Origin of the sequence: Rhizobium hidalgonense (assembly GCF_005862185.2) — a bacterium.
Taxonomy (GTDB): domain Bacteria; phylum Pseudomonadota; class Alphaproteobacteria; order Rhizobiales; family Rhizobiaceae; genus Rhizobium; species Rhizobium hidalgonense.
Genome location: NZ_CP054028.1, coordinates 265,968 through 282,908 on the forward strand (window position 1 = coordinate 265,968; position 16,941 = coordinate 282,908).

The window sequence follows — 16,941 nt, forward strand, 5'->3', positions numbered from 1 at the left end:
CTCAGTTCCCTCTTTGGTTTTTTAAAATTCCACGGCGGATAGCGCCGCCTCGGCGTCGGCAGCCAGCTTGGCCTCGTCAAGCCCGGGAAACTCGCCCTTCTGCCAGACGATGCGGCCATTGATCATGGTCAAATCGGTCGCCATGCCGATGCCGACACGGGCAATCAGGCTCAGCGGATCGTGCCGCGTGCCGACATAATCCATGCGTCGGGTGTCGATCGCAAACAGGTCGGCGGCCATACCGGGGGCGAGCCGGCCGATATCGCGCCGGCCGAGCAGGCTGGCGCCGCCGGTCGTGCCATAACCGAGGAAATCGGCCGGCGGCGGCACGGGATGGGCGCGGCTGGAGGAGACGAGGCACTGCAGCATGTAGGCGGAGTGCAGGCAGTGCATCAGGTTGGAATTGTCGTTGGAGGCAGCGCCGTCGCAGCCGAGGCCGATGCGCAGGCCGAAAGCCGCCATGGCGGGAATATCGGTAACCTCGGCGCCGACCAGATAGACCGGTTCCGGGCAATGCGCGACACCAGTGCCGCTGGCAGCCATCGTCCTCAGTTCGTCGTGGGTCAGTTCCCAGCAATGGGCATAGAAGGCGTCGGGTCCGGCAAAACCGAGTTCTTCGAGATAGTCGACGGTGCGCATGCCATGCCGCGCTTGAATGACCGGGCTTTCGCCCTCACCGACATGCGTGTGCATCATGACGCCGCGATGGCGCGCCAGTGCCACCGATTCCACGAAGGTCTCACGATAGCAATTGACCGGCTGGCAGGGCGCGACCACGACCTGGCGCATGCTGAAGGGGCCAGTATCGTGATAGATGTCGATCAGCCGGGCGCAGTCGGCGATGAATTCGTCGGTCGTTTCCAGCATCTCGTCGGGAATGGTCGAGCCCTCCGACTTCGGCAGGGTATTGCCGCCGCGGCCGGCGTGGAAACGCATGCCGAGCAGTTCGGCCGCCTCGAACTGCCGGTCGATCAGCCGCTTTCCGGCATGCCGGGGGAAATTATACTGATGGTCGAAAGCCGTGGTGCAGCCATGCTTGATCATCTCGGCCATCGCCGTGACCGAGGAGTGGTAAAAACATGCCTCGTTGAGCTGCGAAAAGATCGGGTAGATGCGATCGAGCCACTCGATGACCGAAAGCTTCGTCCAGTCGAGATCGGCGCGGTTGCGCACGAAGCATTGGAAAAAATGATGATGGGTGTTGACGAGGCCGGGATAGACAAACCAGCCGGCAGCATCCTGAACGGTCGTGCCGGCAGGCAGCGCGTCCGCGGCCAGATTTTCGCCGATGGCCACGATCGCCGGCCCGTTGGTCAGGAGGTCGACATTGCGACGGGCGACCGGCCCCTTGCCCTCATCGACGATCACAGCCGCGCAGTTCTTCAGAAGATAGCCGGCCATGTCACGCCTCGCCCGGTGCGATATGGGGTTCGGGCTTCAACTCGTGCAGGCGGTGGATACCCGGCATCTCGATGAAGTTGTCGAGGGCGCGCAACGCCCTGGACCAGAGCCGGATGGCCGGATAAGGATCCAACGTTACGCCGCCATCGGGCGCCAGCGCTACATAGGGAAAACAGGCGATGTCGGCGACCGTCGGCCGGTCGGCGGCGAGGAAGCGCTTGCCGTGAAGACCCTGCTCGACAAGCCCGGCCTCGAGCTCGCGAAGTGCTGTAATGCCCTGGGCCTGCAGCGCAGCGATATCCCCGGGCCGCAGCAGCATTTCATGCAGCCGCGCGCTGCCGAGGCTTGCCGTCAGCCGGCCGGAGAAGGACAGCCATTGCTGCACCTGGGCCGCTTCCCGGGCCGCACCGTTGCCCAGCCATACGGGTGCGGCCTTGGCGGCAAGATAGACGAGAATGGCCGAGGATTCGGTCAGGATCAGATCGCCATCCTCCAGGATCGGAATGGATCCCGCCGGATTGAGCGCCAGGAGTTCCGGGCCGCGATGCTCGGCGCCGGGATGGAAATCCACCGGGCGCAGTTCAAGCTTCACGCCGGTCAGCGCCGCCATCAGGCGCACCTTGTAGCAGCTCGGAGAGAGGATGTAGTCGTAGAGCTTCATTGCGCCACCAGCTGTGCGCCGTAAGTATAATTGTGCCGCTTCAGCCAGCGTCGGTAGGCGATCGACGTCAGATCGGCCCGTGTGGGGATTTCCATGCCGGGGTCGAGCGGCAGGAGCCGCGGGATCTGGTTTTCGAGGATCGAACGGTCCTGCAGGAAGATCGTCTGCTGAAAGTGGATAAGATCTGTCATCGCAGTCTCGTCGTCGAAAAGCGCCATCCATGGCCAGACGTCGCAGAGGTCCTCGGCCAGCGGCTGCACGAAGAGCGTGATGACATCCCATTCGCTCGGGCGCGGCGGGCAGGTCTTGTAGAGCACGGAGCAGGTCGGTGCCGGCACGCGGTACATATATTCGGTGGTGATGCCGCCGCTTGCCGATTTGGCGGCCTGCGGCTGGTAGAATTTCACCTGCGTTGCCCAGACCTCGTCTTCTTCCTCGCGGATCTCGACCTTGTAGTTCTGGACCTCGGTATGCGGCTCGGCGCCGAGAATATCGGTGTGGACGAAGGGGAAATGGGCGATATCGAGGAAATTCTCGACGGCGCGAAGCGGCGAGCAGCGTACACGCACCACCCCGACGTCGACGAAGCGGCGGCCGGGCTGGTCAGCCTCGGGAATCGGAAAAAGCTCCTTCTTCGGCTCGCCGAGCGAGGACCAGACATGACCGTAACGGAGGCGGACCGGCAGAACACGACCGTCGCTGCCGGTTACCCTCGCATTGCCGTCGGCATCGCAGGCTACGTCGATCGGCTCGCCCATCAGCGCCGTTTTGCGGCCGGCGCGGTCGAGCTGGCTGAAAATCCCGACCGGATACCATTCATCGATCATCGCCTGCATGCTCACCGCGCGATCTCCTTTTTCTGAAGTCCCTCAGCCCGGCGGCGCAGGCTTTCGGCGGCCCGCGACGCGCCGATGGCTCCGGCTGGGCCGAGAACGCCCTTCAGCAGCACATGGATCAGCGTCTGTCCGTCTTGGGGGGATAATAGCAGAGAGATGGTCCCGGCGGATGCATCGATCTCGACGATACCGTCAGGGCTCGCCTTCGCGCCGGCCGCCGCCTCGATCGCCGCAATGTTGGCGAACGCCGTCAGGGAACGCAAGGGAACAAGGCCGTCAAGCCTCGGCGGCTTCGACGCCGGCGTGCCCATGGCCACCCAGATCACGCTGCCCGTTTCCTCGACATCATAGGTGGCAACGCGGATGGTTTCCGGTGGCGCTAGCCCCGGATGGGCGGGGATACGCAGGCAATGCCCGGCCTGGTCATAGCTCCAGCCGTGATAGATGCAGGAAAGCGCCTCGCCGCGCACGAAGCCGTGAGACAGCCGCATGCCGCGATGCGGACAGCGATCCGCCGATGCCGATATGCGCCCCGAAGCGCTTCGCCAAAGGGCAATCGAACCAGATGCCGTCCGCGCCGGCATCGCGGTTCCGGCCGGCAAATCCCGGGAGAGGGCGACTGGCGTCCAAAAGCCGGTCGTATCGGATGGCATGACGAGACTTCCTGAACATGGCTGTTTTGCCGAGCTCGCTCCCCCTGGGGCATCGCGCTCAACGGCTCACGTTTGCATAATTATTTCGCATTGGCAACGTTGATTAAATTATATGCACACACCAAAAGACTGTGGCTGGCGCTGGGCTGTTTCGCGGGTAATCGCCGTGCGTTCTATGCTCTCGACCCATACGTCGATTGGCCCGAGAGAGCAGCCCACCTCCATCATGTCGATCAAATCCTCCGGACCTGAAACCTCAACCTCGATCCGCATCGAACTCGTATGAGATATGTGGTGCGAGAGCCCGAGCTTGGCGGCATGGCGCTGGATCCAGGGGACAAAGGAGGCAGCCTTGAGATCGCCGACAATCGTCATCCTCTGCTGAAGGCTCGTAACCTGTCTCATGCTTCGCCCTTGCTTTCCCTCACCATAGCGCCTGGACGCACTTGCGGCAGGGTCATCGTCGAGGCGAGGATAGGGCGTTTGCGTTTTCTTTGCAAAAACTCTGCGCCCGGCAGTTCCGTTCCACGGCTGCCTAGCTTAAGGCATGGCCGGCCAGACCATACACCGCCGGCTCGCCGCTCTTCCCATTCAGGAAATGGCGCCCCCTCGACATTGTGGTAACGGTTTCCGAGACGGCAAGGCGGCTTTGTTGAAGGAACTCGGCGAACAGACCCTTCTCCCGCGTGTCGACGCGCGCGAAACGGCCTGCCAAATCCTTGAGATGCACGGCTGCGAGGTGGATCGCGTCCTGATCGTTACTCGCCACGATCGGACCGATCACGTGGCCGCGTCCGAACTCGCGGCACATGGAATAGCCGACGATTTCGGCGCCCCTCCGGAGCGTGCAGATGGCAGCACCTTCCGCAAGCAAGGCGAGCAATTTGCCGCGATCGGTGCCGAAGGCGCGGGTATCGAGAGCTTTGATCTCCTCGACATTGTCATTTGACAATTCGCTCAACTGCCCATTCAGCTCCGGCAGGGGAGGGAGCTTGGGCGTGACATCTCCCTGGTATTGATAGACAATCGCTTCCTTGGTGAAGCCGAGAGAAACATAGAGCCTGTAAGCTGCATGGGTTGAATTCAGGCTCAGATTGCGGTCGCCGCACTGCTCGAACACTTGCTCCATGAGCCATCGGCCGGTCCCTTGCGCCTGCGTGCGGGGCGACGTGATCACCAGCCCGATCGTGGCGAAATCCTCTCCATGCGGAAACCACATCGCGCTTCCGAATACACGTCCGATCCCATCGACGGCGACGATGCCCGGGCCCGCGCGCCGCAGGAAATCCCAGTCCTTGGGCCGATGCGGCCAGCCGACACCGATCGACAGCGCGTGAAGCAGGCTGACGTCGACACTGTTGATATCCTGTGCGATCAATTCGAACGATTTCAGCCGCACTGATTTTTGCATATTCGGGTATCCGCTCCATTCGCCAGATCACCAGACTGCACTGGAGGTAGACAGCGTCTTTGATCCGCGCCGATTGCAACCAAGTCACAATATCGCACACCAAGGCCAGCAGGATTGGCCTGTTCGCCGCAACAATTCGAAATCTTCAGCTGAACCAAGGCCCCACTCAGCAGGCAAATCTCCTGCCTTTGCTTAGGCTAGTTAGCATCTGGACCCCTCAAAAGGCAACTTGGTCACCCATGAACGTCATCGATATTCTCGCGAAGCTGGTCGCGTTCCCCTCCGTTGTTGGAACGCCGAACGGCGCGATTGCCGACTGGATAGGCGACTATTGCCGAAAGGCGGGAGCCGACGTGACAGTCCATCCTGGCCCGGAAGGTGACCGATACAACCTTTTTGCGACTGTCGGACCGCGCGAAGGCCGAGGTTACATTCTGTCCGGGCACATGGATGTCGTGCCGGCCGGCGAACCGGAATGGAGTTCGGATCCATTCGTTCTGCGCGCGGCGGGAGACAGGCTTTATGGACGCGGCGCCAGCGATATGAAAGGTTTTCTCGCCTGCGCCTTGGCCGCACTGCCAAAACTTGCCGCCATGAAGCTCCGGCGGCCAATTCACCTTGCCTTCTCCTATGACGAGGAGGCAGGCAGCCGTGGCGTCCCGCATCTCATTGCCGAGCTGCCGAAGCTGTGCAATGCCCCGCTGGGGGCGATCATCGGCGAACCGAGCCGAATGCAGGCGGTGCGCGGGCATAAGGGCAAGGCAGCCGTCCGGCTGGAGGTGATCGGCCGGTCAGGTCATTCCTCGCGCCCCGACCTGGGGCTGAACGCCATTCATGCCATGGCCAAACTGATCACGGAGGTCGCGGAATACGGCCAGTCCCTGACGAGCGGCCCATTCCACCATGATTACGCGCCTCCCTATTCGTCACTGCAGGTTGGGGTCATTGCCGGCGGCCAGTCGGTCAACATCATTCCGGATCGCTGCACCTGCGATGTCGAGGTCCGCGCGGTGCCTGATATTTCGCCGTCATCGCTGCTCGAGCCGGTAAAAACCAGACTCGCTGCACTTAGAGATCAGGGATTCCAGGTGGGCTGGCATGAGCTGAGCGCCTATCCCGGACTTGCGCTCCCCGAAGGCAGCAATCTCGCGGCGCTGCTGACGGAATTGACCGGGCGGGAGCCGCTTGCGGCTGTGAGTTACGGCACAGAGGCAGGCCTATACCAGCAGGCCGGCATCGATTCCATCATTTGCGGGCCCGGGGATATCGCCCGCGCGCACCGGCCCGACGAATATATCGAGGTCGGCGAGCTTGCAGCATGCCAGACGATGATCGCCAAACTCGGCAACCATCTTGCCGAAGGCTGAAGGATAAGCGATTTCCATGGCGTTTCTCTTCAACTCCGATGCCGCCCGCGGTGCGATTTTCCGGGAGATTTTTGCGCGCGAGCTTCCGGATCTGCAGTTCGTCGGGCCGGGCCAACCGGTGGATCCGGACAAGGTACGCTATCTCCTTACCTGGACGGTCCCCGCTGACATCTCGCGCTACCGCAATTTGGAAGTGCTGTTTTCCATCGGCGCCGGCATCGATCAATTCAAACAGGACAGCGTGCCGGAGCCTGTAGCGGTCGTCCGCATGGTCGAGGATGGTATTATCCGGATGATGCAGGAATATGTCACGCTTGGCATCCTGACGCTCCACCGGGAGATGCTGGCTTATCGGGAACTGCAGAAACAGTGTGCCTGGCAGACGCTGGCCGTACCGCAGGCCGCCCGGCGCAGAATAGGCTTCCTGGGTCTCGGCATCCTGGCGCAGGCGGCGATCGAGCGTTTGAAGCCATTCCAGTTTCCTCTCGCAGGATGGAGCCGAAGCAAAAAGCAAATTGACGGCGTCACCTGTCATCATGGCACGGATGGGCTTGCCGATTTTCTGGCAGAGACCGACATTCTCGTCTGCCTGCTGCCGCTTACCGATGAGACGCGCGGCATACTCAATGCCGACCTCTTCTCCCAATTGCCGGCCGGCGCACGACTGTTGCATGTCGGTCGCGGGGCCCATCTCGACCAGACGGCACTGATCGAGGCGCTCGACCATGGCCGTCTCGCCGCGGCCATGCTCGACGTCACCGATCCCGAGCCGCTGCCGGCAGAACATCCGCTCTGGCAACATCCAAAAGTGGCGATCACGCCGCACATCGCCTCCGTCACGCAGCCGGAAACGGCAGCGCACTCGGTCATTGAAAATATTCGGCGCCACCGCGCCGGCAAAAACCTGATCGGCCTGGTCGATCGGACACGCGGTTATTAAACGAGGAAAATGACATGTCGCTTCTGTTGACTATCGATACCGAACCGAATTTTGCCCCAAAGCAGGCCGTGCCGGACCCAGAACGGCTGATTTCAGGCAATCCGGCCTACAAGACCTGGGCACAGGATGCCTCAAAAGGTGAGAAGGTGCTCACCGGCATTTGGGAGGCGACGCCCGGCGAACACCATTCGATCAAGGGCACGGTCTACGAATTCTGCCACATCCTTTCCGGTGTTGTCGAAATCGATGAGAAAGGCGGCGGGACGATGACCTATCGAGCTGGCGACAGCTTCGTGATGAAGCCCGGTTTTGTCGGCGTCTGGCGTACCATCGAAACCGTGCGCAAGATCTACGTTTGCGTTTACGACTGAGCACTCGCCGACGAGGCGCGCCGAATGACGGCGCGCCTCTCATATCGGCTGATGTCTGAAAAGCAGATCGGGGCGGCCGATCCGGTTATCTCGCCAAGCCGATCCGGCGGGAACCCGCCCGAGGCGCTGCTCCAAACGACGTCGCGGTCGGTCCCAAATATGTCGTCTGGTCCCAAGGTGCTTCGTTTGCCTTCAGAGGCTGATACGCTTTTCGCCTCGATGAGCAGCATGGGTTTACCGGTCATCATGTCACTCCCATTTTTGGTGCCGGTGCCCATCCGCACCTCGGTGCCGGGCCGTTGTTCGCCCGGCTTCCTTGAATCCGGGCAAGGGACAGAATGCTGCATAGATCCTAATCTGTGGCTTCCGGGGGTGGACTGCGGGGTTGGCGCATAAACAGAATATGCTGTGGTTTGCTGCCCCGAACACAGGCGATTGTTGCGAAACAAGGCCGCCCGCGCCGCACTCCTCCAACGCAAGCGGGCATATACTCCATGCATTCAAATTGACGAGCAGAAGGCATACGCCAATGAAATTTGCTTCCTACTGGCATGATACCTCGATCCCATTCGCCGGAAGCAGCGCCGACCCGGTCTCGGGCGATTTCGAGGTTGCGGTGATCGGAGCCGGCTTCACCGGGCTCAACGCCGCGCGCACGCTGGCCCAATCCGGTGCGAAGGTCGCTCTGCTGGAAGCCGAGCACGTTGGGTATGGTGCGTCTGGCCGCAATGGCGGGCACCTTAACAGCGGTCATTTCGCAAGCTTTGGCGCCGCCAGGCAGCATCTCGGAGAAGACCGGGCGCGCCGCTTGTGGCGCGCCTATGATGATTCGATCGACATGATCGAACGGATCATCGAGGAAGAAAAGATCGCCTGCGACTTCCGCAGGGGCGGCAAGCTCAAGCTTGCCGCGAAGCCGTCTCATGTCAGCAAGCTGCAGGCGATGTCCGAAGAAATCCGTCGTGAGGTCGACCCCTCAGCCGAATGGCTTACGCGCGAGGATCTCCGCAAGGAGGTGGTATCGGATGCCTTCCATGGCGGGATTCTCTATCCGAAATCCGCCATGATGCATATGGGGCGCTACGCCAACGGCATGGCGGAAGCGGCCCACCGCCATGGCGCGGTGATCTGGGAGCGGAACCCGGTCACCGGCCGAGAGCAGGTGCCCAATGGTTGGCGGCTCACCACATCGACCGGCTCGCTCACAACGCGCCAGGTCATCCTGGCGACCGACGCCTATACGCCAAGCGCCTTTAACTATTTCCGCCGAAGGCTGATGCCAATCGCTTCCTTCATCATTGCGACACGTCCGCTCACCCCGCAGGAGGTCGCCGCGACGGTTCCCGGCAACCGCAACTTCACCAACTCGCTCAACATTTCCAACTATTTCCGCCTGACGCCCGACAACCGCATGCTGTTCGGGGGGAGGGCGAGATTTTCGGCCGTGTCCAACCAGAAAACCGACGTCAGCTCCGGCCAGCTTTTGCGCCAGCAGATGGTCGGCATGTTTCCGCAGCTTTCAGACGTCGAGATCGATTATTGCTGGGGCGGCCTCGTCGGTTGCACGCAAGACCGTTATCCCCGCGCGGGCAACGCCGACGGTGTCATTTACAGCATGGGCTATTCCGGCCATGGCGCCCAGTTGTCGACCTTCATGGGCAGCGCGCTGGCCAATATGGCGATGGGGCGCAAGGACGCCAATCCGCTCGACGGCTTCGCCTGGCCCGCTGTTCCGATGCATACCGGAAACCCGTGGTTCCTGCCCGTCGTCGGTGCCTATTACCGCGTTAAGGACCTTGTCGGATGACAGCACCTCTCGAACACCTGTCCCGCGGCGGTCGTCTCGACAAATTCTTCATCGACGGTCAATGGCTCGAAGCCAGGGGCGCCGCCAAGGGCACCTTGGTCAATCCTGCCACGGAAGAGGCTGTGACGCGGTTTGCGCTTGGAAACCACTGGGATGTCGACGCTGCGGTTTCCGCGGCCCGGCGGGCCTTTGCCACCTGGAGCCGTACCGAGCCGAACTATCGTATCGGACTGCTTGATCGCCTGCAGGCGCTGCTCGAAGCGCGCAGCGAGCTCTTCGCACAATGCCTGAGCCTCGAAATGGGCGCGGCGATCGGATATGCCCGCACCGCGCAAGTGCCGCTGGCGATCGCCCATGTCAAGGCCGCTCGTGATGTCCTGCAAGCATTCCCCTTCATCAAGCAGCGCGGCCACACCGCCATCGCCCACGAACCGATCGGCGTCTGCGCGCTCATCACGCCATGGAACTGGCCGCTCTACCAGATCACCGCCAAGGTTTCGCCGGCGCTCGCCGCAGGCTGCACGGTCGTGCTGAAGCCCAGCGAGCTTTCTCCCCTCGACGCGCTCCTGTTTGCAGAGGCGATCGAGGAAGCGGGTTTTCCTGCCGGCGTCTTCAACCTCGTCAATGGCGACGGCCCGTCCGTCGGTTCGGCTCTCGCGTCCCATCCGGATGTGGACATGATTTCCATTACCGGCTCTACCCGGGCGGGAATCGCGGTGGCCCAGGCGGCCGCGCCGACCGTCAAACGCGTCGCCCAGGAGCTCGGCGGTAAGTCTCCGAACGTGATCCTGCCGGACGCCGATCTCGATTTCGCCGTTTCCATGGGTATAGCGGCTGCCTTCCGCAATCTCGGCCAATCATGCAGCGCGCCGACGCGTATGATCGTGCCGCGGGCGCGACTGCCCGAAATCGAGTCGCTCGCCAGAAAAGCCGCAGACAAGATCGTGATCGGTGATCCCCTCTCAAAAGCCACTACGCACGGTGCGATCGCCAACCGCGCCCAGTTCGATCGGATCCAGACCATGATCGGCGTTGGTATTGCCGAAGGCGCGACGCTCGTCGCCGGCGGCGAGGGTCGCCCAGCCGGTCTGAATGCAGGCTTCTACGTTAAGCCGACGATTTTCTCGGACGTGCACACGGACATGCGTATCGCCCAGGAGGAGATCTTCGGTCCAGTTCTCTGCCTCATTCCCTACGACACGGTTGAGGAGGCCATCACCATCGCCAACCATACTGTCTACGGCCTGGGTGCGCATGTGCAGGGCGGGAATATGGACGTCGTTAGGGACGTCGCGTCCCAGATCCGCTGCGGTCAGGTGCATCTCAACTACCCTACCTGGGATCCACACGCGCCTTTTGGCGGCTTCAAGCAATCTGGAAATGGGCGCGAGTACGGCGTTGAGGGCATGCTGGAATATCTCGAGGTGAAATCCATCCTCGGCTACTTCTAGAGCATGATGCCGAGGCCCGACTGCGCGTTTGGGATCCCGTTGCGGTCGACTGTTCGGCATGCTTGCCCTCTGCCGCGCCGAGATGACTGTGACATCGCTGAAAACGTTATTTTCCACCGCAGCGGCCCCCACAGTCGATGCATGCTGCTTGTCCTGTTTCGGTAGGCTTTGTTCAGAAACACGCATCGATGACGGCGCAAGACCGAATTCATCCAACACGGTGGCTCTTGCGGCCGCAGCCAATGGTCAGAGAGGAAACCAGATGCTTGAGTTGAGAGACAAAGACCTTTTCCAGCAGGCAGGCCTGATCGACGGAATCTGGTCGCCTGCAACTTCGGGCCAGACGGTGAGCGTCGTCAATCCCGCCACCCAGGAGAACCTTGGCACTGTTCCGGACATGGGGACCGCCGAGACCCGCGCGGCAATCGAGGCAGCGCAGGCAGCTTTCGCGTCGTGGAAGAAGAGGACACACGCCGAACGCGCCGTTCTGCTCGAGCGTTGGTACGCGCTGATGATCGAAAATCTCGAGGATCTGGCGCTGCTCATCACGCTTGAACAGGGTAAGCCACTCGATGAATCGCGTGTCGAGGTCCGTTACGGTGCTTCCTTCGTCAAATGGTTTGCCGAAGAGGCTCGCCGCATCGGCGGCCACACCATTCCCTCACCGACACCGGATCGCCGCATCGTCGTGCTCAAGGAGGCGGTCGGCGTCTGCGCCATCGTCACGCCGTGGAATTTCCCGATCGCCATGATCACCCGAAAAGTGGCGCCTGCCTTGGCGGCCGGCTGTACGGTTGTCATCAAGCCTTCGGAGTTCACACCCTATTCGGCGCTCGCCATGGGTGTCCTTGCCGAGCGTGCCGGCATTCCGGCAGGCGTGATCAACATCGTCACCGGCATGCCGACGCAGATCGGCAACGAGTTCATGGTAAACCCGACGGTGCGCAAGATCTCCTTCACCGGCTCGACCCGGATCGGCTCGCTGTTGATGCGCGGCGCCGCCGACAGCGTGAAGCGGCTCTCCCTCGAACTGGGCGGCAATGCACCGTTCATCGTCTTTAACGATGCCGATCTCGATCTCGCGGTCGAAGGCGCCATCATGGCCAAGTTCCGCAACGGCGGCCAGACCTGCGTCTGCGCCAACCGCATCCTGGTGCAGGCCGGGGTGTACGACGCCTTTGCCGAGAAGCTCGGCGCCCGCGTCAAGGCCATGAAGGTCGGTCCCGGAACGGAACCAGGCACTGTCGTCGGCCCGATGATCAACGCTGCGGCCATCGAAAAGATCACCCGCCATGTCGACGACGCTCTGGGCAAGGGCGCCAGGATTTCCGCCCGGAGCAGCTCGGTGGCGGAAGGGCCGCAATACGCCGCGCCCATGGTGCTGACGGAGGCGACGACCGATATGTTGCTCGCCAGCGAAGAAACCTTTGGCCCCGTTGCTCCGCTCTTCCGTTTCGAGACGGAAGAACAGGCGATTGCAATCGCCAACGGCACACCCTTCGGCCTTGCTGCCTATTTCTACACCGAAAACCTGAAGCGCTCCTGGCGCGTAGGCGAAGCCCTCGAATTCGGCATGATCGGACTCAACACCGGCGCGATTTCCACCGAAGTCGCCCCCTTCGGCGGCGTCAAGCAGTCCGGCCTCGGCCGCGAGGGAGCGCAGGTCGGCATCGAGGAATATCTCGAAATGAAGAGCTTCCACATCGGCGGGCTGAGCTGAGCCTGGCGCGCTAGCGAGATGAGAACCGGCAATGTGGCGCACGCGGGCGCCACATTTTTGCGTAACGGCCATCGCGACACACATCTTGGCAATCTCGGGCTTCGATCGATCCGGCTGCAGGTCGGCCCTCGAGCTTTACGTCTTTGGAGAGTTCGCGTGGTCCTCACAGGCAGGCTTAAGGCCGACAAGGAGGGAACCACATTGTAGGGGCGCTACGGCCACTATCGAATTGCGAGTCTGCGAGCACGATCAACCACTTCGAGTAAAGCGCGGGCAGACACGCCCGCGCATTCCTCGTTTGGGTCAGAGACCGAAAACGCCCGGCAGGCCGGAAATGTCGGCGATCTCGACATAGCCATAGTACGGGTTGGCGGGTTCATGGCGGCGGTTGACCCACACCTTGTTCTTGATGCCGATATCGTTGGCCGACATAAGGTCATAGCGGAACGACGAGGAGCAGTGCACGACATCTTCGGGGCCGCATCCAAGCATGTCGAACATATATTCAAAGGCCTGCAGGCGCGGCTTGTAGGCCTGTGCCTGTTCGGCGGTGTAAACCGCATGGAACGGAGCGCCGAGCTTTTCGACATTCGACATGATTTGCGAATTCATCGCGTTCGACAGGATCACCAGCGGGATTTCCTTCGCGACCTTCGCAAGGCCAGCCGGCACATCCGCATGCGGACCCCAGGTCGGCACCCGCTCATAGACCATGCGAGCGTCTTCTTCGTTGAACTTGATACCGTTGCGCTTGCAGGTGCGCTCGATCGAATTGTGAACGACCTCGGCATAGGACTTCCAGTCACCCAGAACCTCGTCAAGGCGATAGGCGGCGAAATTGCGGATGAACTCGGCCATCCGCGCCTCGTCGAGCTGGTTGCGGTAAAGGTCACGGGCCGCTTCCGCCATCTGGAAGTTGGTCAGTGTGCCGTAGCAGTCGAAGGTGACGTATTTCGGGCGCAAGAGGGTCATGGGCATATCCTTTGGAGAGTGAACCGGGGCATGTGAAGTCATAATAGACGCGTCCCGCCCCCTGCTTGCCTGAATGTGGCGGCTGGCGAAGCAGATTATTTTGTATCCAAAGCGGCTTTGGCAGATGCTTGTGCATCTCAACCCTCCGGTAAATGCTGAACGACGGGGGACGGGAGCTGCGTCCCCCTATATTATATTGCTCTGCTTCGATCAGCTCATCGCACTGGAGACGGCTATTGCATCAGCCTGGCCGGTCGCAGCGAGCTCTGGGCACATGCCAGCATAAGATGCGGCGGGCGACAAAGGGAAAACGATAAGATACCGCTCGAAGCGCAGCCTTCAGACGATTAGCCAACCCGCACTCCTTCACACTTCCACTTGAGAAATGAAGGAAATGTCATGCAGACAAGCCAGATCGATTTTGCCGCTTTCGGCACCGAACACCTGGGTGCCGCCGTCCAGCTGTCGCGGCAGGCCGGCTGGCCCCATCGCGTTCAGGATTGGGAGATGGCGCTCGCCTTGAGCAAGGGCGTCGTGGCCATTGAGAACGACCGGGTGGTCGGCACCGTGCTCGTGACCCCCTACAAGCAAGATTGCGCCACGATCAATATGGTCATCGTCGATGAAACCATGCGCGGCCGCGGCCTTGGCCGCAAGCTCATGCATGCTGCAATAGAGCTTGCCGGCGAACGACCGCTCAGGCTTGTTGCAACCGCCGAGGGCCTTCCCCTCTACGAGAAGCTCGGCTTCCGCCAGACCGGCCGCATTCTGCAGCATCAGGGCATCGCAGCAGAAGTGGCCACGCCGATGACCACGTCAGCCGCCACCATGACCGATTTCTCCGCGGTCACCGAACTCGATCGGCAGGCCTTCGGCGCCGATCGCGCCGATCTGATCGCCTATCTCGCCAAGGTCGGTGAACTCGCCGTGGTCCGCCGCGACGGAGGCGTCGCCGGTTTTGCAGTGCTTCGCACCTTCGGCCGGGGCGAGGTCATCGGCCCCGTCGTTGCCGGCAACCTGGAAGACGCCAAAGCACTCGTCGCGCATTTCATCGCACTGCGGCCCGGCGCGTTCCTCAGAATCGATACCACAGCTGCATCAGGACTGTCCGACTGGGTGGCCGAACAAGGTTTCGCCCATGTCGGCGGCGGCATCGCCATGATGAAGCCCTCGTTTCCCGGCGCCGAACCCGTCGCCACTATCTTCGCCCTCGCCAACCAGGCACTCGGCTGATCCGGAGAGCAACATGTACAGCAATTCTCTTGTCGAACTCGACCGCGCCCATCTGGTCCACCCTGTCGCCTCCTACCGCAATCACGAAAGGCTCGGCGTACGTGTGCTCGCTTCCGCCAAGGGGGCGACGGTGACCGATGCTTCCGGCAAGCAGCTGGTCGATGGCTTTGCCGGCCTATGGTGCGTCAATGCCGGTTACGGTCATGAATCAATCGTCGAGGCGGCAGCGCGGCAGATGCGCGAATTGCCTTATGCGACCACCTATTTCGGTCTCGGCTCGGAACCGGCGATCCGGCTTGCCGCGGCATTGGCCGAACGGGCGCCGGGGGATCTCAACCATGTGTACTTCACGCTCGGCGGGTCGGATGCCGTCGATAGCACGATCCGGTTCATCCGCTACTACTGGATCGCCCGCGGCCAGCCGCAGCGCGACCAATTCATCTCCATCGAGCAAGGCTATCACGGTTCATCGACCGTCGGGGCAGGATTGACGGCGCTTCCGTTATTCCACGCCGGCTTCGGCATCCCCTTCGACTGGCAGCATAAAATCCCCTCACATTACGCCTACCGCAACCCTGTCGGCCAGGATCCGCAGGCCATCATCAACGCCTCCCTCGCGGCACTGCGGCGCAAGGTCGAAGAGATCGGCCCGGAGCGCGTCGCCGCCTTTTATGCCGAACCCATCCAGGGCTCCGGCGGCGTGCTGGTGCCGCCGAAGGGCTGGATGAAGGCGATGCGCGGGCTCTGCAGTGAGCTCGGAATCCTCTTTGTCGCCGATGAAGTGATCACCGCCTTCGGCCGCACCGGCCCGCTCTTTGCGTGCGAGGAGGACGAGATCGTTCCAGACTTCATCACCACGGCGAAGGGCCTGACCTCCGGCTATGTGCCGATGGGCGCGGTCTTCATGACCGACCACGTTTACCAGACGATCGCCGATGGCGCCGGCGGTGCAGCCGTCGGTCACGGCTATACCTATTCGGCCCATCCCGTCAGCGCCGCTGTCGGCCTCGAAGTGCTTAATCTTTATGAAAAGGGTCTCCTGGAGAACGGCCGCAAGGCCGGTGCACGGCTGATGCAAGGACTTGTGGGCCTCAAGGACCATCCGCTCGTCGGTGACGTGCGCGGTCGCGGCATGCTGGCCGCCATCGAGCTGGTGGTCGACAAGGAAAGGAAGACACTATTGCCGGCAGCCGCCGACCCGGCGCGCCGGGTCTTCGACCGCGCCTGGGAAAACGGCCTGGTCATCCGCGCCTTCGCCAACGGCGTCCTCGGCTATGCGCCGCCGCTTTGCTGCACCGACGCCGATATCGACGCCATCATCGAGCGCACGCGCAGAACGCTGGATGACACGCTTGATGACCCCGACATACGCGCGGCCATGAAGGGCTGACCGCAGCCAACTGCTGATACAGCAACCCATAACAAGTTGTGCCGCACCACCTGCTGGAGCTGGTGCGCCCGCAAAGGGCTCAACCGATCGCCCCGTCGCAAGCAGCACTCCTTTTGATCGGAGAAAACGTGTGGTGCAAGGCGATGTCACGCGTGCATTCTGACCTTGTTGCCGCCGCGGCCGGGCCGACAATCGCACTAAAGCGGAAACAGGCTCGTCAATGGCATGTGCGATTTGACGATGGGCGATTTCAGAACGACGAAACTGAAATACTTGTCGATGCCGATCTCCATATCGGAGAGCCGCTCCATGATCGTCTGGTATTCGCCGATGCCGGCCGTCACGAATTTCAACAGATAGTCGTAGCCGCCGGAGACCAGATGGCATTCGATCACCTGATCGATCTTCTCGACAGTTGTCAGGAACCGGGCGAAATCGATCTGCCGGTGATTTTTGAGGGTGATCTCCGTGAAAACGGTCAGCGTCTGGCCGAGTTTGGCGACGTTGATCTGCGCGGAATAACCCTCGATATAGCCTTCCGACTGGAGCTTCTTCACCCGCATCAGGCAGGGGCTCGGCGACAGGTTGACGAGCTCGGCGAGCTCGACATTGGTGACACGGCCATTCTTCTGCAACTCATGCAGAATTTTTACATCGATCCGGTCGAGTTTCATCGTTCCACTCCGCCTGTCGAACCCGCCAACGCCGCAGCATATTGTGCCGCCACC

The 16,941-nt window shown here is 61.7% G+C and carries 17 protein-coding genes; 8 read left to right on the forward strand and 9 right to left on the reverse strand.

What is annotated here, in order from left to right; genetic code table 11:
• Positions 1–21: 21 nt before the first annotated feature.
• From FFM81_RS22560 to FFM81_RS22585, 6 genes are all read right to left on the reverse strand, one after another.
• On the reverse strand, positions 22–1,401 hold the full coding sequence (locus FFM81_RS22560) for an amidohydrolase (RefSeq protein WP_025417845.1): 1,380 nt from the start codon (positions 1,399–1,401) through the stop codon (positions 22–24).
• Between the two features lies 1 nt (position 1,402).
• Positions 1,403–2,062 carry a glutathione S-transferase family protein gene (locus FFM81_RS22565; protein ID WP_025417844.1) on the reverse strand — a complete coding sequence of 220 codons (660 nt, stop codon included), beginning with the start codon at positions 2,060–2,062 and terminating at the stop codon, positions 1,403–1,405.
• Complete coding sequence (locus tag FFM81_RS22570) at positions 2,059–2,904, reverse strand: aromatic ring-hydroxylating oxygenase subunit alpha (protein WP_025417843.1); 846 nt, start codon at positions 2,902–2,904, stop codon at positions 2,059–2,061. The genes FFM81_RS22565 and FFM81_RS22570 overlap by 4 nt, the downstream gene beginning before the upstream one ends.
• Positions 2,901–3,551 (reverse strand): Rieske (2Fe-2S) protein, encoded by a 651-nt coding sequence (locus FFM81_RS22575; protein ID WP_138384556.1) that lies wholly within the window; start codon positions 3,549–3,551, stop codon positions 2,901–2,903. The genes FFM81_RS22570 and FFM81_RS22575 overlap by 4 nt, the downstream gene beginning before the upstream one ends.
• 108 nt (positions 3,552–3,659) lie before the next feature.
• Complete coding sequence (locus FFM81_RS22580; protein WP_003572343.1) at positions 3,660–3,956, reverse strand: acylphosphatase; 297 nt, start codon at positions 3,954–3,956, stop codon at positions 3,660–3,662.
• Positions 3,957–4,086: 130 nt separating this feature from the next.
• Entirely contained in the window at positions 4,087–4,962 is an 876-nt protein-coding gene (locus tag FFM81_RS22585; RefSeq protein WP_003572345.1) for a GNAT family N-acetyltransferase, read from the reverse strand.
• Positions 4,963–5,201: 239 nt separating this feature from the next.
• On the opposite strand from FFM81_RS22585, the gene argE reads away from it, so the two are divergent.
• Genes argE through FFM81_RS22600 form a run of 3 tightly spaced genes read left to right on the forward strand, consistent with a single transcriptional unit; the run spans position 5,202 to position 7,640 of the window.
• A complete protein-coding gene (gene argE / locus FFM81_RS22590; protein ID WP_025417841.1) occupies positions 5,202–6,329 on the forward strand; it encodes an acetylornithine deacetylase in 1,128 nt (375 codons plus the stop codon).
• A gap of 16 nt (positions 6,330–6,345) precedes the next feature.
• Positions 6,346–7,269, forward strand: coding sequence for a 2-hydroxyacid dehydrogenase (locus FFM81_RS22595; RefSeq protein WP_025417840.1), 924 nt, complete (start codon positions 6,346–6,348; stop codon positions 7,267–7,269).
• Between the two features lie 14 nt (positions 7,270–7,283).
• Positions 7,284–7,640, forward strand: coding sequence for a cupin domain-containing protein (locus FFM81_RS22600; RefSeq protein WP_003572350.1), 357 nt, complete (start codon positions 7,284–7,286; stop codon positions 7,638–7,640).
• Here the strand turns inward: FFM81_RS22600 and FFM81_RS32810 are convergent.
• Positions 7,631–7,918 carry a hypothetical protein gene (locus FFM81_RS32810; protein WP_025417839.1) on the reverse strand — a complete coding sequence of 96 codons (288 nt, stop codon included), beginning with the start codon at positions 7,916–7,918 and terminating at the stop codon, positions 7,631–7,633. The two genes, FFM81_RS22600 and FFM81_RS32810, sit on opposite strands and share 10 nt — an antisense overlap.
• 251 nt (positions 7,919–8,169) lie before the next feature.
• On the opposite strand from FFM81_RS32810, the gene FFM81_RS22610 reads away from it, so the two are divergent.
• From FFM81_RS22610 to FFM81_RS22620, 3 genes are all read left to right on the forward strand, one after another.
• A complete protein-coding gene (locus FFM81_RS22610) occupies positions 8,170–9,447 on the forward strand; it encodes an NAD(P)/FAD-dependent oxidoreductase (RefSeq protein WP_003572354.1) in 1,278 nt (425 codons plus the stop codon).
• Positions 9,444–10,898: an aldehyde dehydrogenase family protein gene (locus tag FFM81_RS22615; protein WP_025417837.1), complete on the forward strand. Its 1,455-nt coding sequence runs from the start codon at positions 9,444–9,446 to the stop codon at positions 10,896–10,898. The genes FFM81_RS22610 and FFM81_RS22615 overlap by 4 nt, the downstream gene beginning before the upstream one ends.
• Before the next feature lie 262 nt (positions 10,899–11,160).
• Positions 11,161–12,618: an NAD-dependent succinate-semialdehyde dehydrogenase gene (locus tag FFM81_RS22620; protein ID WP_025417836.1), complete on the forward strand. Its 1,458-nt coding sequence runs from the start codon at positions 11,161–11,163 to the stop codon at positions 12,616–12,618.
• Between the two features lie 303 nt (positions 12,619–12,921).
• On the opposite strand, the gene FFM81_RS22625 is transcribed toward FFM81_RS22620, so the two are convergent.
• The gene (locus tag FFM81_RS22625) at positions 12,922–13,590 is read right to left on the reverse strand and encodes a haloacid dehalogenase type II (protein ID WP_025417835.1); all 669 of its coding nucleotides are present in this window, start codon (positions 13,588–13,590) and stop codon (positions 12,922–12,924) included.
• Between the two features lie 399 nt (positions 13,591–13,989).
• Here FFM81_RS22625 and FFM81_RS22630 point away from each other — a divergent pair, with 399 nt between their 5' ends.
• Together FFM81_RS22630 and FFM81_RS22635 are read left to right on the forward strand one after the other, a co-directional pair.
• Positions 13,990–14,823, forward strand: a complete 834-nt coding sequence (locus tag FFM81_RS22630) for a GNAT family N-acetyltransferase (protein WP_025417834.1) — start codon at positions 13,990–13,992, stop codon at positions 14,821–14,823.
• A 13-nt stretch (positions 14,824–14,836) separates the two neighbouring features.
• A complete protein-coding gene (locus tag FFM81_RS22635) occupies positions 14,837–16,213 on the forward strand; it encodes an aspartate aminotransferase family protein (RefSeq protein ID WP_025417833.1) in 1,377 nt (458 codons plus the stop codon).
• A 197-nt stretch (positions 16,214–16,410) separates the two neighbouring features.
• Here the strand turns inward: FFM81_RS22635 and FFM81_RS22640 are convergent, their stop codons facing one another.
• The gene (locus tag FFM81_RS22640) at positions 16,411–16,887 is read right to left on the reverse strand and encodes an Lrp/AsnC family transcriptional regulator (RefSeq protein ID WP_003572365.1); all 477 of its coding nucleotides are present in this window, start codon (positions 16,885–16,887) and stop codon (positions 16,411–16,413) included.
• Positions 16,888–16,941: the final 54 nt, after the last annotated feature.